Annotated in this window: 16 protein-coding genes and 9 pseudogenes; 8 read left to right on the plus strand and 17 right to left on the minus strand. The window is 61.0% G+C overall.

Annotation, left to right across the window (positions count from 1 at the left end; genetic code table 11):
• Nucleotides 1-128: 128 nt before the first annotated feature.
• From AR540_RS24740 to AR540_RS08945, 4 genes and pseudogenes are all read right to left on the minus strand, one after another.
• A pseudogene (locus AR540_RS24740) lies at nucleotides 129-767 on the minus strand (transposase); the annotation flags it as partial.
• Between the two features lie 340 nt (nucleotides 768-1,107).
• A complete protein-coding gene (locus AR540_RS08935) occupies nucleotides 1,108-2,451 on the minus strand; it encodes an MFS transporter (RefSeq protein WP_059228119.1) in 1,344 nt (447 codons plus the stop codon).
• A gap of 54 nt (nucleotides 2,452-2,505) precedes the next feature.
• The gene (locus AR540_RS08940; RefSeq protein WP_236712035.1) at nucleotides 2,506-3,900 is read right to left on the minus strand and encodes a four-carbon acid sugar kinase family protein; all 1,395 of its coding nucleotides are present in this window, start codon (nucleotides 3,898-3,900) and stop codon (nucleotides 2,506-2,508) included.
• Nucleotides 3,897-5,174, minus strand: a complete 1,278-nt coding sequence (locus AR540_RS08945) for a ribulose-bisphosphate carboxylase large subunit family protein (protein ID WP_059228122.1) — start codon at nucleotides 5,172-5,174, stop codon at nucleotides 3,897-3,899. Before AR540_RS08945 ends, AR540_RS08940 begins: the two co-directional genes overlap by 4 nt.
• Before the next feature lie 188 nt (nucleotides 5,175-5,362).
• On the opposite strand from AR540_RS08945, the gene AR540_RS08950 reads away from it, so the two are divergent.
• A complete protein-coding gene (locus tag AR540_RS08950; RefSeq protein ID WP_059228124.1) occupies nucleotides 5,363-6,241 on the plus strand; it encodes a LysR substrate-binding domain-containing protein in 879 nt (292 codons plus the stop codon).
• A 36-nt stretch (nucleotides 6,242-6,277) separates the two neighbouring features.
• Here AR540_RS08950 and AR540_RS08955 read toward each other — a convergent pair whose 3' ends face one another.
• Together AR540_RS08955 and AR540_RS26455 are read right to left on the minus strand one after the other, a co-directional pair.
• Nucleotides 6,278-7,045, minus strand: a complete 768-nt coding sequence (locus AR540_RS08955) for an SDR family NAD(P)-dependent oxidoreductase (RefSeq protein ID WP_059228127.1) — start codon at nucleotides 7,043-7,045, stop codon at nucleotides 6,278-6,280.
• Between the two features lie 212 nt (nucleotides 7,046-7,257).
• A pseudogene (locus tag AR540_RS26455) lies at nucleotides 7,258-7,446 on the minus strand (glycine betaine ABC transporter substrate-binding protein); the annotation flags it as partial.
• 167 nt (nucleotides 7,447-7,613) lie between these two features.
• Between AR540_RS26455 and pilM the strand changes: the two are divergent.
• Together pilM and AR540_RS08960 are read left to right on the plus strand one after the other, a co-directional pair.
• A pseudogene (gene pilM, locus AR540_RS26460) lies at nucleotides 7,614-7,889 on the plus strand (type IV pilus biogenesis protein PilM); the annotation flags it as partial.
• Between the two features lie 121 nt (nucleotides 7,890-8,010).
• Nucleotides 8,011-9,051: pseudogene (locus tag AR540_RS08960) on the plus strand (DNA topoisomerase); the annotation flags it as partial.
• A 69-nt stretch (nucleotides 9,052-9,120) separates the two neighbouring features.
• On the opposite strand, the pseudogene AR540_RS25855 reads toward AR540_RS08960, so the two are convergent.
• Nucleotides 9,121-9,330: pseudogene (locus tag AR540_RS25855) on the minus strand (phage tail protein); the annotation flags it as partial.
• A 44-nt stretch (nucleotides 9,331-9,374) separates the two neighbouring features.
• Here AR540_RS25855 and AR540_RS08965 point away from each other — a divergent pair.
• Nucleotides 9,375-9,587: a hypothetical protein gene (locus tag AR540_RS08965; protein ID WP_059228129.1), complete on the plus strand. Its 213-nt coding sequence runs from the start codon at nucleotides 9,375-9,377 to the stop codon at nucleotides 9,585-9,587.
• Here AR540_RS08965 and AR540_RS08970 read toward each other — a convergent pair.
• Both AR540_RS08970 and AR540_RS08975 read right to left on the minus strand, forming a co-directional pair.
• Nucleotides 9,584-10,423, minus strand: coding sequence for a cellulase family glycosylhydrolase (locus AR540_RS08970; RefSeq protein WP_160328338.1), 840 nt, complete (start codon nucleotides 10,421-10,423; stop codon nucleotides 9,584-9,586). The two genes, AR540_RS08965 and AR540_RS08970, sit on opposite strands and share 4 nt — an antisense overlap.
• Nucleotides 10,424-10,821: 398 nt before the next feature.
• Entirely contained in the window at nucleotides 10,822-11,196 is a 375-nt protein-coding gene (locus AR540_RS08975; RefSeq protein ID WP_059228135.1) for a hypothetical protein, read from the minus strand.
• A gap of 218 nt (nucleotides 11,197-11,414) precedes the next feature.
• Here AR540_RS08975 and AR540_RS08980 point away from each other — a divergent pair, with 218 nt between their 5' ends.
• A complete protein-coding gene (locus AR540_RS08980; RefSeq protein ID WP_059228136.1) occupies nucleotides 11,415-11,972 on the plus strand; it encodes a transposase in 558 nt (185 codons plus the stop codon).
• A gap of 427 nt (nucleotides 11,973-12,399) precedes the next feature.
• On the opposite strand, the gene AR540_RS08985 is transcribed toward AR540_RS08980, so the two are convergent.
• Together AR540_RS08985 and AR540_RS08990 are read right to left on the minus strand one after the other, a co-directional pair.
• Complete coding sequence (locus AR540_RS08985) at nucleotides 12,400-12,825, minus strand: hypothetical protein (protein WP_059228139.1); 426 nt, start codon at nucleotides 12,823-12,825, stop codon at nucleotides 12,400-12,402.
• Between the two features lie 343 nt (nucleotides 12,826-13,168).
• Complete coding sequence (locus AR540_RS08990; RefSeq protein WP_153014206.1) at nucleotides 13,169-15,058, minus strand: right-handed parallel beta-helix repeat-containing protein; 1,890 nt, start codon at nucleotides 15,056-15,058, stop codon at nucleotides 13,169-13,171.
• A 150-nt stretch (nucleotides 15,059-15,208) separates the two neighbouring features.
• On the opposite strand from AR540_RS08990, the pseudogene AR540_RS24755 reads away from it, so the two are divergent.
• Together AR540_RS24755 and AR540_RS09000 are read left to right on the plus strand one after the other, a co-directional pair.
• Nucleotides 15,209-16,060 (plus strand): annotated as a pseudogene (locus tag AR540_RS24755) (IS5 family transposase).
• 8 nt (nucleotides 16,061-16,068) lie between these two features.
• Nucleotides 16,069-16,458 (plus strand): recombinase family protein, encoded by a 390-nt coding sequence (locus tag AR540_RS09000; protein WP_330219587.1) that lies wholly within the window; start codon nucleotides 16,069-16,071, stop codon nucleotides 16,456-16,458.
• Between the two features lie 24 nt (nucleotides 16,459-16,482).
• On the opposite strand, the gene AR540_RS09005 is transcribed toward AR540_RS09000, so the two are convergent.
• Nucleotides 16,483-17,010, minus strand: coding sequence for a DinB family protein (locus AR540_RS09005; protein ID WP_059228143.1), 528 nt, complete (start codon nucleotides 17,008-17,010; stop codon nucleotides 16,483-16,485).
• 100 nt (nucleotides 17,011-17,110) lie between these two features.
• Here AR540_RS09005 and AR540_RS09010 point away from each other — a divergent pair, with 100 nt between their 5' ends.
• Nucleotides 17,111-17,707 carry a TetR/AcrR family transcriptional regulator gene (locus AR540_RS09010; protein ID WP_059228145.1) on the plus strand — a complete coding sequence of 199 codons (597 nt, stop codon included), beginning with the start codon at nucleotides 17,111-17,113 and terminating at the stop codon, nucleotides 17,705-17,707.
• Nucleotides 17,708-17,752: 45 nt separating this feature from the next.
• Here the strand turns inward: AR540_RS09010 and AR540_RS26030 are convergent.
• From AR540_RS26030 to AR540_RS24760, 5 genes and pseudogenes are all read right to left on the minus strand, one after another.
• A pseudogene (locus AR540_RS26030) lies at nucleotides 17,753-18,042 on the minus strand (hypothetical protein); the annotation flags it as partial.
• An 88-nt stretch (nucleotides 18,043-18,130) separates the two neighbouring features.
• The gene (locus AR540_RS26465; protein WP_442963776.1) at nucleotides 18,131-18,730 is read right to left on the minus strand and encodes a methyl-accepting chemotaxis protein; all 600 of its coding nucleotides are present in this window, start codon (nucleotides 18,728-18,730) and stop codon (nucleotides 18,131-18,133) included.
• Nucleotides 18,719-19,489 (minus strand): annotated as a pseudogene (locus AR540_RS26470) (PAS domain-containing protein); the annotation flags it as partial. The gene AR540_RS26465 and the pseudogene AR540_RS26470, both read right to left, overlap by 12 nt.
• Nucleotides 19,490-19,687: 198 nt before the next feature.
• Nucleotides 19,688-20,044 carry a hypothetical protein gene (locus AR540_RS09025; protein ID WP_059228152.1) on the minus strand — a complete coding sequence of 119 codons (357 nt, stop codon included), beginning with the start codon at nucleotides 20,042-20,044 and terminating at the stop codon, nucleotides 19,688-19,690.
• A 78-nt stretch (nucleotides 20,045-20,122) separates the two neighbouring features.
• Nucleotides 20,123-20,255 (minus strand): annotated as a pseudogene (locus tag AR540_RS24760) (IS5/IS1182 family transposase); the annotation flags it as partial.

A 20,255-nucleotide genomic window follows, 5' to 3' on the forward strand; every position in this document is an offset into this window, starting at 1 on the left:
GATGTTCGGCTGGCTGAAGGAGAGTCGCAGGATCGGCACTCGCTACGACAAGCTGGCAAAAAGTTTCGCGGCGATGGTCACGCTCGCTTGCACGCTGCGCTGTCTGCGCCAGTATTTTTCGTACAGAGCCTAAGACTGCGGAACAGCCGCTCCATGGGTGCATTGTCCAGACAGTTACCCCGCCTACTCATGCTCTGCGTGAACTCGAGGGCGCCCACGCTGCTCGTACGCCCTGTCCAAGGCCTGGATGACCAGATCGGCGTCGGGTTTGGCGGAAAACGCCCAGCCCACCACGCGACGGGCAAACTGGGTGAAGAGTTCGCTGACCCGTACCCGTAACGCCAACCGGGCAACGTCCGGTGATCGCTGCTTGCGACGGTGGGCGTAATAGCACGAGCGGGGCACGTCAAATACCGAGCACAGCAGTTCGACAGGCGCTTCGCTGCGAAACTGATCGATCAACGCGAGCGCTCGTGTTCCTCGGCCATCAAGAGCGCGGTAGCCTTTTTTAAGATCGATTTCTCCCGTTCCAACCGATTGATCCGCGCTTCCAGCTCCTGGATCCTCTGTTGCTCAGGCGTCAGCACCTTGCTCACCGGCGTGACTCCGCCGCGCTCGGCCTGCAACTGATTGACCCAGCGGCGCAGCGCCGACTCGACCAGCCCCAGCGAACGGGCCGCCTCGATGCAGCTGTAACCCTGGTCAAGCACGAGGCTTGCAGCCTCGCGCTTGAACTCGGGCGTAAAGGAACGACGTTGTCTGCTCATTGAACACCTCTGTGTGGCGATCATCTTCGCCTAAAAAGGTGTCCGGCGTGAGTAGACCACTACAGTATGAAGAAGGACTGAAGAACGATAATCTCAGGCTGTTGCTCAGCGATTTCGTAGCGCCTGCAGTACCCGTCCAGATTGTTTACCCTGCAGATAGGCTTCTACCCAAGCGGGCTGCTGTCTTCATGGACTTCGTAAGTGAATTTTTTAGGCAGTCTACCGTTTTTTCAGCTAAATCTGAGTGTCGCTAACAACGGAAGTAAGAGTGCCTTAGCTAGGCTAGATAAATTTTCCCTAAATGTGCGGCATGGAAATACCTCATGCCGCACACTTTCGATCATTCATTCACGATGTCGATGTCTCGTGTTTCGGCGGAGAAGTACACGCAGAGTGCCGATATCGCAGCGAGACAGATCGTCAGAATGGAAATGGCGTATGGTGAGCCGTAGTAATTCAACAAGAAGGCTCCTAGGATAGGAGCCGTTCCACCGCCGACGATACCCCCAACGTTTGTTGCCATCGCGAAGCCAGTGAACCGGGCACTGGGACCGAAGGCTTCACCGGTAAAAGAAGGAACTGCGCCATACACCAATCCATAGCCAGTCATGAAGAGGCATGAACCCACTACCATCGGTAGAAACTGGCCCATGGAGAACAGATACCAGAAGGGAAAGGCGACCATCGCCGTAAACGCGAAACCGATGAGCATCATGGTCCGTCGCCCTATCCGGTCAGCCAGGGCTCCTGCGCAAGGTACGACCACCAGGTGAGTGCAAACGGCAACCATGGCGACCGACAGCACAAAGGCGTTCGAAAGCCCAAGCTCTCGCTGGCCATAGCTCAGGGCGAACACCGTGAAAAGGTAAAACGTGGAGAAGTGGCAGATGTTGGCACCAGCAACCAGCAGCAGCTGCTTAGGGTAGCGGGTGAAGAGGCGCATGGCAGGCGATTGGCCGCGTGTGGCGCTTGCGGATCGCTTCGCAGCGGTCTTCTCGAATACCGGGGATTCAGGCACCTTCGAGCGAACGAAGACACCTACGATCAACAGCACGAGGCTGGCTACAAACGGGATGCGCCATCCCCAGGAATAGAAATCCTCCTTAGACAATACGCTGCTGACAATCAAGAGCAAACCAGCCGAGGCAATGAATCCGAAGACGGGTCCGATATTGTTGATCGCGGCGTATAGACCACGTTTTTGCCTCGGTGCGTGTTCGAGAAGCATGAGAACGGCGCCGCTGTATTCTCCGGCGAAGGCGAAGCCCTGAATGAAGCGAAGAACGCACAGCATGACGGGTGCCCAGATGCCAGCACTTGCGTAGGTCGGCAAAAGACCTATGCCTACGGTACTCAGCCCCATGATGATGAGAGTCAGGTACAGCAGCTTCTTTCGACCGATGCGATCACCGAAATGGCCGAGCACGAGCGACCCCAACGGTCGAGCGATGAAGGAAATGGCGAAGGATGCCAGAGAGGCCAGGCGGGAAACAGCTTCATCGTGTCCCGGAAAGAAAAGCGGCGCGAAAATCAATGCGGCAGCAGTGCCATAAAGATAAAGATCGTACGTTTCAAGCGCGGTACCGAAAAGACTTCCTGCTACCACGTTTTTCATGGACTTTTGCTTTTCCGCGTCCACGTGTTCCAGGTCTGTTTCATTGATACTGGAGATAGAGGTCTGCATGGTTTCACCTATTGTTATTGTAGAGGTGCCAGGATTGTTCCAGACGGTGATCGGTTATTGCCCTCTCAACGCCTTGATGAAGTAATCTCGATCACCCATCTGCCCGCCTTTGAGAGCGATTTCCACACCCTTCAGGTAAGGCTTTTCCGAATGCATCTGGCACAGCGGTGCACCGGGCGAAAGATAGGATTTGATGACCAGCGCATCCGGATCCAAACGTTTGGTGATCTGGCTGGAGGTGTCCCCGCCAGAGACCACGAGGCGCTTCAGCGGAAACGCCTTGAGAATGTTTACGACTACGTGGCCCATTTCGAAGGCCAGTTGCTTGCCGCCCTGAGCCCGCGCCTCGTCGCGGTTAAATCCTTTGCCGACCATGGCATCGATCAACTGCTCGATGCGTTGATCAGCAGGCCCTTTGGCGGTATGCATGACGACCGATCTGCCGGCTTCGAGATGAGCGACCGCTGCTTTCGCTAGATCCCGCAGCACGGCGCTACGGCTGGAATCGATCATCAAAGCGGTCGCATCTACCGCTAGTTCGACGAAGCCATTGGCAAGGGCGGCCTCTATCTGTTCCTGGCTCAAAGATGAGGCGCTTCCCGATACCACCAGCACTTGTCCGACAGGGCGCAAAGGCACTACCGACGCCTTGTGCCCGTTCGCTAGGCCAGCCTTCCGCCAGTACTGCGTCAAGCCGTGTTCCACGCCGGACGAACCAACTACGAACACCGGGTTGCTGCCAGTGGAAAGCTCGCTCAGAACACGTCCCGCGGCCGTGAGATGGTCGTCGGTGGTGCCATCGAACAGCACCGCATCGTATTGACTGCCCACATTCCGTGCCAACGCCGCGAGATCCTCTCTTTCCTCGATTTGCCGCAGGTTGATCTTGGCTATCTTCAGATCCGACTGCTGGCCGATGTGCACGCTGAGGTCGGCTTCTCGCATAGGAGTGATCGGATGGGCCCGCATGATCGGGTGCCGATCAATCCGATGGACTTGATGATCGGTTTTGGATAGTGCGAACAGGTTGCCGAAGGCACAGTAACGACCCAATTTGGGATTGCCGGCGATAATCGGAACGCCTGTCACGGCGAAGATCTCGGAAGCCAAGCTGATCACGTGGCCGATGCTACCGACGTTCGTGGAACTATCGAACGTGGAGCAGACCTTGTAGTGCACGAGGGACGGTGACAGGTCCCTGATCGCTCGAAACACCTCAGGCAAAGCCGCGTCCATTTCAGCGTTGGACAAGGCACGACTATCCCCGGCGATGCCAATGGCATCGAAACCACCCAGCTCGGCGATCAGTTGGGCCGACGGGGGTTGGAGAAACAACGCGCATTTGAGACCTGCTGCGGTCAACACTTCCAAGGCATCGGTAGAACCGGTGAAGTCGTCGCCATAGAAGACCATTTGAAGCGTCGGATCGCTCTGTACGGTCATCTTCATACCTCTCCGAACTTCTGTAGGGCGGCGGCCAACGCTGGACGACCTTCGGCATAGCGATCAAGTGGCACACCCTGTACCGCTGCCTCCCACCCCTCACGCATGCTCTGTACTCCGGCCGCGATGCCTTGCGGATGGCCGATGATGCCGCCACCCGCCAGATGCATGAGGTCCACCGACTTCAACTGGTCGTAAAGACGCGGCGCCTGCGCAGCCCACTGGCCGGAGGAGAACACCGGCAGCAGTGGCCTTACGCCAGCGAAGGGACGCAAACAGCTGCGAGCCGAAGAGATGACCGACTCATCCGGCTCCCAGAACTTGCTCTGGATGCCGTTGACATGCAGGTGGTCGATGCCGGCAAGACGCCATACCTTTTGGTAAACATCGAAGGAAAAGCCCAGCTGCGGGCACCGGGTGAAAGCACCCCAGCCGTTGCGATGGCCATGAATAGGCAGTTGTGAATGTTTGCGGATGTATTCGACGGCAGAGTGCCCCACCCAATTAAGGCAGAGCATCACGCACGTTCCGCCTGCCTCGCGCACGGCGTCTTGACGTCGCAGCATCTCATCCACGCTGCCCGAGATGTTGATGGCATACATCGGCATCCGCCCCAGCCGATCAGCATGGCGGTGCAGTACCGGCATGACGGCGTCAAGCCGGGCATCGAAGGATGCATAGGTCGGATCGATGAGCAGCTCATCGTCCTTGAAAAATTCAATGCCACCCAGGCAGAGCGCGTCGACCACCTCGGCGGTCTGTTCAGGGGTCAAGCCGATGCTGGGCTTGATGATCGTGCCTATGATAGGACGCCCCTGAACACCGCATAACGCTCGCGTGCCCTCGATTCCGAACTGAGGCACCAGGAATTTCGCGGCGAAAGACTCGGGCAGATCCAGGTCGAGCACCCTTAAACCGCTGACCTCGCCGAGTTCGAAGAGATTACCTGCAATGGTCGTCAACAATGCGGGAATGTTGGCGCCGATGTTGGCGAGCGGAAAGGCGATGGTGACTTCACCACGATAATAGTCGCCGCACAGGCTCTGCCTGTCGAGATAGGCACTGTGCAAGGAAGCTTCGTCGACAGGTGACAGCGATTTAATAGATACAACTCGTGCTCGAGACCGCTCCTTCAACTCAGCCGATTCGCCCGGCAAGGAGATAAAGGTGCCACTCGACTGTTCACCGGCGATAACTTCAGCAACTTTCTCAATCGAAAATCTACTTTCGACGAAAAAACGCGCGGTAAACTCTTCTCTACCTGAGGAGAAATCGGACATGGAAATGCCTCGCACTAATTATTTTTGTAAAACTGCTGCCTAAACTGCCAGCGCCTTAAGTTCCAATATACATTGACCAATGGCCGGGCCAATCGATATGATTTCCTCCGACTGTGATAAAAACTCACATTCACATCTCGCCACACACGATGGCTGGGCGCTTGGGTAGCTAGCGAGGTACCTACAAGATGTCTTCTCCTCCACGGCCTTCTCTCAATGCGCTAAGGGCCTTCGAAATGACGGCTCGGAAGGGAACGTTCAGCGAGGCGGCGGACGCCCTGTCGGTCACTCACGGCGCCATCAGCCGGCACATTCGAAGTCTCGAAGACTCGCTAGGGGTGGTTCTGCTAACGCGTAACGCCCATGGCACCACCCTCACTCCAGAGGGTGCCAAGTTGGCTGCAGGTCTTAGTCGTGGATTCGCGTTGATCCAAGAAAGCGTCGAGCAGGTCAGACCACGTCCGCTGGAGCTTTCTTGCTCGGCATCGATCATGATGCATTGGTTGCTACCTCGCCTGGCGAAGCTGCATAGCGCCTTTCCCAAAATGGAGTTGGGGCTGAAAACGGGACACGGCCCCATCGATTTCATTGAGGAAGGCGTCAGCCTGGCGATCCGCCTTGACAGTATCCAACCGCCCACGGGCACGGTTCCCATTCCACTGACCAATGAATGGATAGGCGTGGTTTGCTCGCCCGCCTACGAGAGCACCTCTGGACTGAGTGCGGTCAGCCACCTGGGCATGGAACGCCTACTGGCGACCAAGACTCGTCCCCATGCTTGGGCGGACTGGTATTCGGCGATGGCACATGAGCCAATAGAAAACATGAACCTAGAATTCTTCGAGCATTTTTATCTGCTCATACAGGCGGCGAAGGTGGGGCTTGGACTGGCCTGCGTACCGCGTATCCTGGTTCAAGAAGAGCTTGAGAAGGGCGAGTTGGTGGCACCCTTCGGCTTCGTCGAGGGCCCTGCCCGTCTGGTGCTCTGGGTTTCTCCAAGCGCGATGCAACGGAACGACACGGAGAACCTGGCGCGATGGCTCCGAGAGGAAATGGCCAAAAGTTGAGGAGCGACTATGATGATCGCCCCTCAGCGCCTGCAATCAGATATCTCCCGCACCCCACGCCATGAAGCCTCCATCGACTGGCAAGACAACGCCATTCACGTATGCTGAAACATCCGACGCCAGGTAACTGACGGCGCCGGCAATTTCCTGCGTCGTGCCATACCGCTTTGCGGGAATCGCCTTGCTATAGGCCTCGCGGAAGCTGTCGCTGTGCAATTCCTTGGTCATGGGAGTATCAACCGGCCCGGGGGCGATCGCGTTGGCGGTAATCCCATAGTCGATCAACTCGACCGCCATTTGCCGAGTCAGGGCGATCACAGCACCCTTCGAGGTGCCGTACGCCGTCCTTCCCTTACCGACCGCGCGCATGCCGGCAACGGACGCGATGTTGATGATCCTGCCAAAGCCGTGTTTGCTCATGAGTCGAGCGGCCAGCTGGCAACATAGGAAGGTACCCGTCACGTTGATGTGCAGGGTTTTAGTGAACACCTCGAGATCGAAGTCGAGGAACGGCATCGTCTTCGCGATGCCGGCAGAGTTGACCAGCACGTCGCACCTGCCCAATTCCCGCTCGATCCAGTCGAACGCCTCGGTTACAGAGGCCCGAGAACTGACATCGACTTGGCGGGCATGTGCGAAATGGCCCTGCTCTTTAAGCAGCATGACGAAGTGTTCCGCCGCGTCGATGTTGATATCGCAGATGACTATCCGATGCCCGTCCTTTGCCAGAGCAAATGCGGCTTCAGCACCGATGCCCATGGCACCGCCAGTAACGACAGCGACTTTCTGATCTTCGACCTTCATTGGGATCTCTCTTGTTATGCGCACGTGGCGGCCAAGTGTTAGAGAGTAGAAATCTGGTGCCCGGCATGCAATCGAAAATATATCTTCTTACTGTGAAGAAAAGTCACCGCGGGATTAGCTATATCAAGCAGTTCGGAAGGGCGCTCTTCAACGTGCCATGGCAGCCTTAATCGCCGCGGTGCCAAGGATGCCGGAAACGGATTGCAGGCCATCTAGCCATCTTTCCAGGACGGCTCCGTTGCCCTCAGAAAGTCTCGTACCGCCCGGCGGGGATTGATCTTTTCGTCAAGCACCCGGGATGACAGTTCGTTTTCCATGGTGATGGTGAATTGCATACTCGCCAGGAGGCGCCCCACGTTGGGAAATTTGCGGCCGTAGTCCCTGCGGGTACTGGTATAGACCGAGGAAGCCCCAAGGTTGGCAACCTAGAGCTCTTCGCTCCCGGAGAGATAGGCAATGCTGAACCTGGGCGCGCCGTGGCGAGAATCGCAGCGAGGCTGTCGACCTTTCGGCCCTAGCCCACAACCTGCTGGTCTATCGCAACGCCTTGGCGTAGTACGCTTACAACCACCCAAGCGCGACCGGCACCCCAGCGGATTCGGTGCTGGCTCTACCGAGCTGGTGGATACATGCGCCGGGGGTCACCGGCTATATCCAGGGCGGCTCGAGCTACACCTTCTATGCCTCTCCGCCCAATGGTATGGTCACTGAACTGGCCGAGCTCACATAATCGCTGGCGGTTGGTTACCCCTCGGGGGGCCAACTGGTCAGCGCTACCGGCGGCGCAAGTGGTGTCATGCTACCAGCCGCTGTACCGACGGGCACCGCGGTCGCTTACCGTTGAGCATCGCTGCTTCGGACGCCTAACCGTACCGCCGCCGATAGCGGTTAGCCAATGAATGCCATGGCACATCCTGGCACCGTCCCCCTGCAGGCCATCCGGCCATCGACAGGGGGGGAATTCCATGCGTGTGTTTTTGTGCGAGAAGCCCAGCCAGGGCAAGGACATTGCCCGGGTGCTCGGCGCTACCGGGCGCGGTGAGGGCTGCATTCGCGGCCAGGGCGTGGTCGTCACTTGGGGAATTGGCCATCTTCTGGAGCAGGCCCAACCCGATGCCTACGATCCCCAGCTGAAATCCTGGACGCTGGAGTCGCTACCGATCCTGCCGACGCAGTGGAAAGTCGAGGTGAAGCCCAAGACCACCGGCCAGTTCAAGGTGGTCAAGGCGCTGCTAAAGAAAGCGACCGAGCTGGTGATCGCAACCGATGCCGACCGCGAGGGGGAGATGATCGCCCGTGAGCTGCTGGAGCACTGTGGCTATCGGGGGCCCGTCCAGCGCCTGTGGCTGTCGGCGCTCAACGACGCCTCGATTTGCCAGGCGTTGGCCAGCCTCAAGCCGGGCGCCGAGAACTTTCCCCTGTACCATTCTGCGCTGGCGCGGTCCCGAGCGGACTGGCTGATCGGCATGAATTTCACCCGGCTGTTCACCCTCCTGGGGCGCCAAGCCGGCTACAGTGGCGTTCTGTCGGTGGGTCGGGTGTAGACCCCCACGCTGCGCCTGGTGGTCGACCGCGACCGGGAGATCGCACAGTTCGTCCCGGTGCCCTTCTGGAGCCTGGACGTCCTACTGGCCGCTAACGGCCAGACCTTTACCGCGCAGTGGCGACCCGGTCGCGACATCACGGATGACGAGGGCCGCTGCCTGGACCAGCGACACGCCCAGGCTGCTCAGGCTCGCTTCACCGCCGAATCCACGGCCATCGCCATCGCCATCGCCATCGCTATCTCGGTCGAGACCGAGCGAGTCAAGGAGGTGGCGCCCCTGCCCTTCGATCTGGGTACGCTGCAGGAGATCTGCTCGAAGAAGCTCGGTCTCGGGGCCCAAGAGACCTTGAACGTCGCCCAGGCGCTGTACGAGACGCACAAGGCCACCACCTACCCAAGGACCGACTGTGGCTACCTGCCCACCAGCATGCTGCCGGAGGTACCGGCGGTGCTTGAGGCTAGGCCTTGCACTTGAACAGCAGCTGTTCACCTCACCGAACGGAGTCGGCCAGTAGAAGGACTGGTAGCCCTGGCGAGCGCGGAGGAAGGTCAGGATCTCGATGATGCGAGCCTTACTGCCGGTGAAGGTCAGGAGCCAGTCCTGAGTCTCGGTGTTGAGCCCGTCTCCAGCCTCTTGGGCGTACCCATCGCCGAACTTAGCCGACCGGGTGCGCTGCTGCTGGAAGGCGGCAGAGGCACGGCTGTCCGGGCGCCAGGTGAAAGTCTCTGGCATGAACATCTCCTCTATGCCATGTTTGCGGCTCACTAAAACGGAGAGTTGTCATGGAGCTAAAGCTCAAGTACTTCAGCGTTCAGGAGGCATTTTTGGAGGGTGAGCCGGAGACCATCGGTGCCGACCTCACGGTGATCTTCAAGGAAGGTGAAGACAAAATTGGCGCCAACATTGGAATCAGTTTCGAGCACCCTACCCCTCGCGACCTGACGTTCAGCCAGGTGGAAAAGATTGCCATCCAGCGAGTGAAGGAGCGCCTCTAAACCCGGCCACTGATAGCCCAGCGGATGTTGCCCTGGGAGCCAAGAGACTTGGCTTCCATCTTCCGATACTCTTCCGATACTTCGCCTCCGCGATCCGCCCCATCTCCTTGCCGAACTGCTCCAGACCCGGGGTATTTGGATACGTCGGTACCTCCATCGCTGTTGATGACGATGGCGCCATCACCGCCGGCAATCCACAGGGTGACCGGTACACCGTTGGCCTTGGCCTCATCCAGCGCCAGAGCCAGTGCAGCACGCGCCGAGTCGGTGGGCGGGATGTCGGTCTCGCCGACGAAACCGCGCAGACCCTTGGCAGCGAAGTAGCTATAGGCCGGCCGGACCACCTGATCTACCGGGAAGGCATTCAGGTTGCCGCTGTTATACATTCCGCTCGATCCGCCATCGAGATCGCCGTAGCCGTGCACCTCGGGGATCCAGTTGTTCGCCGGGTCCTTGATGCCAGCAGCGAATGAGCCGTTGACGCTGGCCCAGTTGCGCGCCGAGGCCCACTGGTTGCTGCAGATGAAGACCGGCTTGCTCGTCACCTTGCGGATGATCGGCAGCATGATGTTCACGTCGGCGACCACCTTGGCCTCCATGGCGGTGACCGTGAGGCTATCCAGCGCGCCGCCCGAGGCATAGGACTCATTACCCAGGCCATAGCCCAGGACCATCGGTTCATCGAAGGTCGTGACCATCGAGGCGATGTGCTCGCCCAGGTCCGCAGCGCCCCAGCCGTTGGCGTCATCGATGAAGACCTGCTCCTGGCGCTTCCAGCGGCCACCCTGCCCGCCTGCCTCCCCGGCCGGCAGCAGCGCTTCGGTCTGCTTGCGCACGCCATCCACCAGGGCGTCTGGTTGCGGTACATGCGCCAGTAGTGGTGCGGGTCGAAGATGACCAGAGCCTCGCTGTTCAAGTCCTCGCGGATCCAACCGAGGACGGCCTGCATCTTGGCAACGAAGGTCGGATCGAGCTGGCCGCCCTTGGCCGGCAGACCGGTCGAGGTCAGCAACGTGGCGCGCTGGAGCGCATAGGGGAACCGGATCAGCCGGATTACCCAGGTCGCCCACGTAGAGACGAACGTCTGCACGGCTAGGCCATTTGAAGTAGGGACCCGCCTCGCCCGGCAGCACCTGGTTCGCGTTGGCGTGGGCCGCCAAGTTGATGCCGAGGAACGGGATGCTCTTGAGCACCGCCACGCCGGGCACCGGATCAGTCATCCCCGGCGGCAGCGTTACCACTGGCGTCTCGGGCACCGGCGCTGTCTCAGGCTTGGCGTAGCGCTCCCGAACAATCGCTGGCTTCCCATGGCTTGATCAATGATCAGCACCATGGACCCGCCAAGCGGGCTGGCATCGGCGACCTGGGTCACGTTCACGGCCTGACCGTTTGCGAGCTGGACCACCACCTTACCGGCAACGATCAGCGGATTCGCCGACACCACCAGCATCTTTTCGGCGTAGTCCCGAATGACGGTATTCAGCGGCAGGCTTGCTGCAGGGGGCTCGGGCGTCGGCGTTGGAGTCGGGGCTTGCGCGGCAACCATCTCGGCCAATTGCTTCTGGGCAATCGTCAGCGTGTCGCCCAAGTCCTTGAGGGTAACGGTCATTCGTTTCTCCGATGGGGTTGGCACCGGAATGCATTGCTCGGGCCGATAATGTGGCAACAGAAGACCTCTTCCGGCTACCGTCTTGTTTTCAAACGAGACGGCCATGGAGGCCCTATGACATCTGGGAAAATGCACTACCCAATTATCTGGGCTGACTTAGGCTCTGTACGAAAAATCCGAGCGAGTAGAATTGGCGCCATGAGGGGCTGGAGGGCCGCATGGCAAAGCGTTACGAACTCCCAGATGAAGCATGGGAGCTGATTGCAGATGTTGTTTCGCCCGAGCAGAAGAGGGGGCGGCCACGCAGTGATGACCGGCTGATGCTCAATGGCATCTTCTGGATCCTGTGTTCAGGTGCTGCCTGGCGCGACCTGCCAGAGCGGTTCGGCCCCTGGTCGACGGTGTATCAGCGGTTTCGTGACTGGCGAGATGACGGCACCTTTGATCGAGTTCTCGAGCGCCTACACGTTCGCCTGAATCAGGAAGGGCTAATTGACCTGGATGCTGAGCACTTGCGCCAGTACTGCGACCGTTACCGGATGCGGCCTGTGATTCCGCTGCGAACGATGAAACGCAAGCCCAAGCCGGGATTGTCGAGTCTGTTCGACCGTCCAAAGTACCGGCAGCGCAACATCATCGAGCGCATGTTCGGCTGGCTGGAGGAAAGTCGCAGGATTGGCGCTCGCTACGACAAGCTGGCAAAAAGTTTCGCGGCGATGGTAACGCTCGCTTGCACGCTGCGCTGTCTACGCCAGTATTTTTCGTACGGAGCCTAGGCATCAGCAGGTAGTCGCGAAAGGTGCGTTCGAAATTGGCGCCGTACAGCGCGATGGTCTCCTCATCGAAGCCTGCTGCGTCGATGAAGTAGTGGTAGCTGACGCTCTCCCACCGGGTTTCGTCGATCGCAGCCAGGTCTTCGGGGCCATCTGAGATAGAAACCAGGTGCCCTCCGGCCGCTGGCTTGAATTGCTCCGCATCGGCCCGGGAAAGGAATAGGCATAGTGGTTCTGGAGATGTCATGTGACCTCGACATTAGGGTAGAAGGCGGACGTTCGCGCCGAAGCCGACGGCTACTGTCTGATCGCCTATGAGACGGTGCGGTCGGGCGCTGGACGCGGCCTGGCGGCGCGTTGACTGGTACCCTCATACTGGCTGAAGCCTAGCGACGCGCAGGACTATCCTGTTCGTCGCGGCGCTAGCCCTCTACCGCGGCGCCAACGGCTCCAGGCTTCCAAACGCATCCAACTTCAGCAGCGCCTTCACCGCGCGGGTGCGGCGGGTCTGCAGCAAGTCCGGTGTGCCACTCAGCATCTCCTCTGCGCCGGCGATCTTCCTGCTGCGAGACCTCAGCCAATTGGCGTCGGAGCTGATCGTGGCTCCGGCTTTGCCGGCCACTAGGTTCTGGACCTTCTCTTGTAGCTCATCGGTCATTACCACCCGCCCCAAGATGTGGAAATCGTCGTGCTTGAGCGTGCGACAGTCGGCTGTGGTCATTGCGGCGAGGTTGGATGGGATTCCGGCGCAGAAGGCCTTCGTACCTAGAAAGCCGATCTCCTCCTGCAGAAGCTCGCCGGCTGATAGCGATCCGGCCCGAAGCGGAATGATCACCCTGGCGCCAGCGTCTTCCACCCCCGTATGTCCTGCGCAAACCGATGCCAACGGAGCAGGGTTGCCGGAAGGCGGCGGCAAGGTCCATGACGTGGCGGCTGGCGCCGCCGCCCGCCTCGATCACCAGGCAGATGCGCATCGGGCCGGTGGTCACGCCCGTGGGGTCGCCATCCGTCGTTCGTGCGGATGCGCGGCCACCGTCCGCCGCGTCCGACGTCGCCTGCTGGCCCGTAACCCGTGGCACCCGATCAAGTCTCCCGCCGTATCATGAGCATGGCCGCTCGCTCGGGCAGCACGATCGCATGCGGCGGCTTGTAGCCGCGCGGTTCCGCCGGGCGCAAGCGCCGAACGCCGCGCGCGGCGCTCAGCGCGGCGGATCGGCGGTGACGCGCGCGGTGGTGGTGGGATCGATCCACACACCGTCGCCGCTGGCCAGATACGCGCCCTTGGCGGGCAGTTGCGCCAGCCCGGCGCGCAGGTCGGCGCGATCGGCCAGCATCCGCACGCGTCCCGGCTGGCGCCCGAACGCGGTGCAGCTATTGTTCGTCAGCGTCACGTCGGTGGCGTTGGAGACCGCGATGCAGCCCTGGTCGACCCCGTCGATCTGGTTGTCGCGGATCAGCAGCCGCGCGTTCAGCGGCACGGGCGCGAGCGGTGCGTCGCCGTTCGCGCCGCCCCCGCCCAGTTCGCCGAAGACCGTGATCGCGGCCCACACGCGGCCGGGACGCGTGTCCTGCCCGGTGTCGCTGATGCGGTTGCCCGCGACGACGACGTTCAGCGCGCCGGCGCCCTCCATCCACATCGCGCTGGTGAGCAGGCGGATCGCATTGTAGCGCAGCCCCGAAAACTGGTTGTCGCGTACGAGGCCGTCGGGCGCCTGCGCCAGCACGCCATGCCCGATGCTGTTGGTGAAGCGATTGTCGACGATCGCATAGCGCTGCGCCAGCAGATCCATGTTGCGCGCGTAGCGCACCCCGCCTGCCGATACCGGCGCGGTGAAGGTGGTGCGCATCGCGCCCGACGAATCGCGGGGCGCGCGCTGCGCCACCTGCGCGGTGCCGACCAGTTGGAGCGAGGCGTCGAACAGCGCGAGCTGCGCGCCCGGATAGATGCGCGCGCCCGCGTCGCCGATCGTGCCGGTACGCCCGCCCGCATCGAGCGCCGCGGTGAAGATCGGGCTGGCGATGTTGACCGAATCGTCGCCGCTGCCGGTGAAGTCGCTGTTCTCGACGAGGATGTCGCCGGTGGCGGCGGTGACGTGGAACGCGTCGAAGGCGATCGCGCTGTCACCGCTGCCGCCGAAATGCGCGCCAACGATGGCGAGTCCGCGCCCCATCAGGTCGGCGACGACACCGCCGCCCCCCGAATCGCGGATCGTGACCCCGTCGAGCGTGATGTCGTGCGACACCGGCTTGTCGCCCGGATCGGCGATGCGGATCGCGCCGCCCTTGTACCAGCTCAGCTTCACCTGCACCGCCTGCCCCGGCGCGAAATCGCCGAGCCCGCCCGCCAGCGCGCCGCCCGGCTGGAGCGTCCGCCCCTGCTTGCCGAACAGCGCGCGGGCGCCCGACGGCGTCGTGGCGGAAACCTGGTAGACCGGCGTGCCCGGCGGCGGGGCAACGCCGGCGAAGGCGAGCCGCCCGTTCGCGATGCGCGCCGCCACCACCGGCGGGCGCGTATAGCCGACCGACAGCCCGCGCAGCGCGACGCGCGCGGCGTTGCTGATGAGGATGCCGTCGCCCCAGTTGGCGAAGACCAGCGTCGCGCCCGGGCCGTCGATGAGCACGTCGCTGAGCCCGTCGAGCTTGAGCGCCGGCGGGCCGCCCGCGATCGGCCAGGTGCCCGGCGCGAGCCGTAGCGTGCCGCCGCCCGCCGCGCGCAGCCGCGCCAGCGCCGCCATGATCGCGGGCGCATTGTCGCCGCCGGCGGGGCTGAGATCGATCACCGGATGCCCCGCGACGCGCGGCGCGACCACCGCGAGCGCGACCGGGCGCCCGTCGGCGCCGGTCCATTGCCGGCGCAGCCCGGCGCCCTGCGCGGGCGACTGGCGGGCGGCGGTGGCGAGCGTGGTCCAGTCCGCGCCGGTGGCTTGCACCGGCGCCGGCGAGCAGCAGGTGGCGACCGCCAAAGCGACGGGGGCGAGCAGGCGTGGCATGGCGGTCATGCCTCTGGGCAGAAGGAGTCGGATAAGCCGCTTGAGGGCGGCACGGGCAAACGGATCATCGGGACCCTCCATCGCAATCGTCGTCATCATAGCGCGCCTCCCCGGTCAGCCGGACGGGCCATGATGGTGGATCGGCCAATCCTTGCGCCAGCTCAACGCATTTTCACGGCGCGTCGTTCTAGGGTTTGTCTGAAAAGTCGTGTTTACTAGTCTGCCCCTGTGATAGCAGTGGAGACAGGCATGACTGGGCGTTACGAGCTTTCGAATCAGCATTGGGCGTTGATCGAAGACATCGTTTCCCCTCCCCAGAGGATGGGATGTCCACGCCGTGATGATAGGCAAATGCTCGATGGCCTCTTCTGGATCCTGTGCTCGGGCGCCAAATGGCGTGACCTTCCCGAGCGCTATGGTCCCTGGAAGACGGTCTACCAGCGCTTCCGACACTGACGCGACGACGGTATCTTCGAACGCATCCTGGCGCGTCTGCATCTGAAACTGCGCCAGGATGGCTATCTGGATCTGGATACCTGGATCATCGACTCCACCACGATCCGCGCGACACGAGCCGCCTCGGGAGGCGGAAAAAAGGGGGCCGGACGAACCGCTAGATCATGCGCTGGCCCGTAGCCGCGGTGGGCTAGGTACCAAGCTGCATCTGCTCTGTGACGCCCGGGGGTTTCCATTGACCTTTACGCTGTCGCCAGGGCAGCGGGCCGACTCACAGCATTTCATTCCCTGCTCGAACAGGTGCGTCTGCCAGGCACCAGAGGCAGACCTCGCAAGCGTTGTCGCCGGATCGTGGCAGATAAGGGATACGACAGCGAAACACTCCGGCGAAATTGCGACCGTGTCGGTATCCAACCGGTGATTGCTCGACGAAAGATGCGTCGTAAGCCCCGTCCTGGCTTGCCTCGGCTCTTCGATCAACCCACGTACCGCCAGCGCAATGCGATCGAGCGCCTGTTCAGTTGGCTTAAGGAAAAACGTCGGCTCTGCACCCGGTTCGACAAGCTGGCCAGCAGCTTCAAGGCGATGGTCACTCTAACCTGCATCGATCGCTGTTGGCGTGTCGACTTTTCAGACAAACCCTAGTCACCGAATTGTCTCGCTGGGGCCGCTCCACAGTCGATCTTCTCCACACCCTTCGCGAATTGGAAGGTTGGAAAGTGTCAGTCATTGCAATGAACGGCATGGCGTTCGATCTCTCGTCTCCGCACGGCCGGATGCTGGCGACCTTTCTCTCCGGCATCGCAGAGTTCGAGCGCGACCTAATCAGTGAGCGCGTCAAGTCCGGGCTCGCCGCCGCCAAGGCACGCGGTAAGAGACTCGGCCGCCAAACCGGAGAGCGACCCAAGTCTGATCGGCTCGCGCCGAAAGTCATGGCTCTGATCGCCGAGGGCTGCAGCTACCGTTGGATCGCTCGCGATCTTGGAATCAGCAAGAATACAGTCGCAGATATCGCAAAGCGGAACCTCGCGGAAAACGCATGAGGCGCAACTGCGGAAAGTGTTTCCTCAATTAGCCAATATAGGTTTCCGCTCATCCTGTAGTCGCCGCGCAGGCTCGGCTTGATGAAGATAGACCGCGAAGGTATCCCATGGCGGGGTTATGGAGAGTTGCCAGAGAATACGGCCCACCTCACCCCGATGATAGCCTCCGTGCAGAGCAACATGGGTCAGCATTTCCTCTCGGGTCATATAGCCCTTGTCGCCATCGGTGAAGGTGAAGGCTACGGCCTCGGAAAGGGCCGCGGGAGAGACCGTGCTGATGTAATCAAGATACCATTGGTCAGAGGATGTGACGGCGGCCCTGAGATCATCCAGCGCCGGAGTTTCTTCGAGATTATCGGACGCGAAGCCATGCGGAACGCCTTGCAGGTGGCCGGCGAATATCCGTGAGACCACGTAGTAATGGCTGATCAACCGAAGAGCGGTTTGCAGCTCTGTTCCGTGTTTTGTGAGGTCGATGCTTTCCAGTTTGTTGAACAAATCGATATTGGCCCAGGCGTGATAGCCGTAGAGCGTTTGGAGCAAGGTGTCCATTGCCACCGATCCTTTCGAGGGTTAGAAATGTGAGCAAGTCTTTCACATTTTCTACGGGGCAGGTTTCTTGTCTACTCGCATTGCAAAACAGCGGTCCGTGATGCGCAAGGAGCCGCGACAGGCCCGATCCCGCGCAACAGTTGAAACGATCGTCCAGGCTGGTGCTCGCATTCTAAGTGATGAGGGATGGGCGGGGTTCACGACGAACAGGATAGCGGAGGTGGCCGGTGTCAGCATCGGTTCCCTCTACCAGTATTTTCCTGACAAGCTCTCCCTGGTCGATGCAATCCGCCATCGTCATCTGGATGACAGCATGGAGGTGATGCGGCGAGTGCGCGCGGACGGGGTATCACCAGCAGAGTTCACGGCGCAGCTAGTCGAGGCCGTGGTCGCGGCCCATAGCATCTATCCCGGCCTGCATCGTGTCCTGCTAGACGAAGCTCCCAGCTCTGAAGAGTATCGAAACCCCCACAGCGAATTTGAGAACGAATATCTCTCCTACTATGCCCAGGCCGTCGCTACATATCGAAAGCGCCCTCCCAGCGCGGCCGATTATGCTGCCGGCCGCGTGATTTCGGACGCAATCGACGGGGTGATCCACAATGCGGCGCGACGGGGTAACATCGACGACCTGGCGATGCAGAGTGAACTTGTTCGGCTGGTGAGCCTATATCTTGGGGATGATCGCCGCACCTAGGACGACTGCTTAGAGTGTCATTTCGCCCTCAGCCGGAACTGCCCCCCAGAGGCTGGTCAGGGGGTCAACGCCGTCCCGCACCAGGGCGTAGGCCAGGTGATTGGCGCGATCCGGTACTGCGCAGCGCCCATCGAACAGCCAGACGTGAAGCAGGCTGCCGCGCAGCTGGCGGGTCGTGCGCTTCTCTAGCCGCTCAGCGTACGGGAAGACCTGCAGACTCCGGCCGCTCTGGATCAGGTGGAATTGCTCGAGGCCGCCGTTGCTGCGTCCCAAAGTAAGCCTGGCCAGAAACTCCTGGACGGCCGTGTCGCGGCCCAAGCCGAGAGAAAGATCAGCCGCAGTAGCTTTGGACCATTTATTTCTAGGTAAAAAATGCGCTGTCAGCTAAATAGCGCGCGCAACCTAATGCCGCTACCTCTTTGATCAGTGACCCACCCAGTTCAGCGCCGCCTTGGGAATCACCTCGGACTCGTCCAGCTTGCTGGCGAACATGCTGACCGCCTCCACGGCGTCGCTGGCGCCATCGCGGATCTGCACGATTACCGCGCCGGCCTGGTCCGCCAGCTCGACGCCCTTGTCGGCCCGGCCCTGGGTGCTTTCCATGCTGGCGACGGCCTGTTGGGTTTCGCTCAGGATCCGGCCGATCATCTCGGCGATTTCCGCCGTGGCGCTGCTGGTACGTCCCGCCAGTTGGCGGACTTCGTCGGCGACCACGGCGAAACCACGGCCCTGATCACCGGCGCGGGCGGCCTCGATGGCGGCGTTGAGCGCCAGCAGATTGGTCTGGTCGGCGATCCCGCGGATGGTGTTGACGATGGCGGTGATCTGTTCCGAGCGCTGGCCCAGTTGGCCGATCACCTCGGCGGACTGGCTGACGTTTTGCGCGATCTCGCGCATCTCGCTGGCGGCGGCCTGGATGATCCGGGTGCCATGCTCGGCGACCTTCTCGGTCTCGGCGGAGATGTGATAGGCCCGCGACGCGCTGCGACCATCGCTTTCGTGCTTCTCGACCCGCTCGCTGATGTCGCTGGCGTACTTGACCACCTTGTACAGCTGGCCGCTCGCGTCGTACACCGGGTTGTAGCTCGCTTCGAGCCAGACCACCCGGCCGTGCTTGCCCAGGCGCTTGAACTGGCCGCGAAAGAATTCGCCGGCATTGAGGCGGCGCCAGAAGTCGCCGTATTCGCTGCTGTTGACCAGGCTGGGCTCGCATAGCAGTCGATGCGGCTGGCCCTGGATCTCCTTCAGGCTGTAGCCCAGGGTCGCCAGGAAGTTGTCGTTGGCGGTGAGGATGCGCCCGTCCAGGTCGAACTCGATCCGCACCAGGGCGCGGTCCAGGGCCTTAAGTTTGCTCTGGGCTTCGCTGTCGCGCTCGACCTGTCGGGTGACGTCGAGGGCGTACTTCACCACCTTGACGATCTTGCCACTGGCATCGGCCACCGGATTGTAGCTGGCCTCGAGCCAGAGCGTACGGCCCTGGGTGTCGAGGCGCTGGAAGGTGCCGGAGACGAAGTCGCCCCGCCCCAGGCGGGCCCAGAACTCGGGGTAATCGCGCTTCTGTACCACGGCGTTCGGGCACAGGTGGCGATGCTGCTGGCCCACCAGGGTCTCGGCGCGGTAGCCGGTCAGCCTGAGGAAGTTGTCGTTGGCACGCAGGATCACGCCACCGAGATCGAACTCGATCACCGCCATGGAGCGTTCCAGCGCCTGGGTCAGGCCCTGGGTGGCCTGCACCTCGGCTTCCAGCCGAGCGATGGTCTTCTTGTGGTTCGCATTGAACATGGCAGGACTCGCTGGCGGGGGATTGAATGGTCAAGCTATCGGCTTAGATCCAACCGCCTTGATACCTCCTGTCTGAACGCGTAATTAAAGCCCTAAAGTACTCTTCGATGGTGCCTTTAGCTTCGTTTCAATGATTAGTAGTATGACTATATTAGACGGTTGGCCCCCGACCGTTTCCCATGTCGCCTGGGTAAATCTCTACATCTTAGGGTAGTCTGACCAAACGGTACGCTGAGCCCTTTCGACTGCCTCATCGAAGCCATTGGCCATTGTCATGTCTGCGATCAGTTCGATGGGGCAGTTGCCCCGGACAAGCTGTACTACGCCTTCGCTGAAGGAGTCGCTTTGTTGCGAAAACCGTAGATTACCTAGCTCGGTATATGCAGCACGCTCGACGATTTCGTCGTCGGACCAGGTGGTAGGGATAGAAAACCATTGCTCGCCATCCCAGAGGGATGTTGAGTGCCACCCTTGAAGCTGCAGGTCGGCCAGGACGGCCACCAGGCCGCTGTATTCGGAGATGGCGTGAGTGGCGGAAGTCGAATCGGTGTTCATGTGCAGCTCCTCGGACGAAGAGCTGCTCAGAGGGTCAGTAAGCCCCTCTGGGTGGTGTTAGGTGTTGCTACAGGTCTTCTAGGTTCTGTACGAAAAATACTGGCGCAGACAGCGCAGCGTGCAAGCGAGCGTGACCATCGCCGCGAAACTTTTTGCCAGCTTGTCGTAGCGAGTGCCGATCCTGCGACTCTCCTTCAGCCAGCCGAACATC

Origin of the sequence: Pseudomonas sp. EpS/L25 (assembly GCF_001512295.1) — a bacterium.
Lineage (GTDB): Bacteria > Pseudomonadota > Gammaproteobacteria > Pseudomonadales > Pseudomonadaceae > Chryseomonas.

What these genes read in the sequence shown, in the direction of transcription:
- AR540_RS08935 (WP_059228119.1), bottom strand. Translation starts at nt 2,451, where the DNA reads ATGCAGACCTCTATCTCCAGTATCAATGAAACAGACCTGGAACACGTG.
- AR540_RS08940 (WP_236712035.1), bottom strand. Translation starts at nt 3,900, where the DNA reads ATGAAGATGACCGTACAGAGCGATCCGACGCTTCAAATGGTCTTCTAT.
- AR540_RS08945 (WP_059228122.1), bottom strand. Translation starts at nt 5,174, where the DNA reads ATGTCCGATTTCTCCTCAGGTAGAGAAGAGTTTACCGCGCGTTTTTTC.
- AR540_RS08950 (WP_059228124.1), top strand. Translation starts at nt 5,363, where the DNA reads ATGTCTTCTCCTCCACGGCCTTCTCTCAATGCGCTAAGGGCCTTCGAA.
- AR540_RS08955 (WP_059228127.1), bottom strand. Translation starts at nt 7,045, where the DNA reads ATGAAGGTCGAAGATCAGAAAGTCGCTGTCGTTACTGGCGGTGCCATG.
- AR540_RS08965 (WP_059228129.1), top strand. Translation starts at nt 9,375, where the DNA reads ATGGAGCTAAAGCTCAAGTACTTCAGCGTTCAGGAGGCATTTTTGGAG.
- AR540_RS08975 (WP_059228135.1), bottom strand. Translation starts at nt 11,196, where the DNA reads ATGACCGTTACCCTCAAGGACTTGGGCGACACGCTGACGATTGCCCAG.
- AR540_RS08980 (WP_059228136.1), top strand. Translation starts at nt 11,415, where the DNA reads ATGGCAAAGCGTTACGAACTCCCAGATGAAGCATGGGAGCTGATTGCA.
- AR540_RS08990 (WP_153014206.1), bottom strand. Translation starts at nt 15,058, where the DNA reads ATGATGACGACGATTGCGATGGAGGGTCCCGATGATCCGTTTGCCCGT.
- AR540_RS09005 (WP_059228143.1), bottom strand. Translation starts at nt 17,010, where the DNA reads ATGGACACCTTGCTCCAAACGCTCTACGGCTATCACGCCTGGGCCAAT.
- AR540_RS09010 (WP_059228145.1), top strand. Translation starts at nt 17,111, where the DNA reads ATGCGCAAGGAGCCGCGACAGGCCCGATCCCGCGCAACAGTTGAAACG.
- AR540_RS09025 (WP_059228152.1), bottom strand. Translation starts at nt 20,044, where the DNA reads ATGAACACCGATTCGACTTCCGCCACTCACGCCATCTCCGAATACAGC.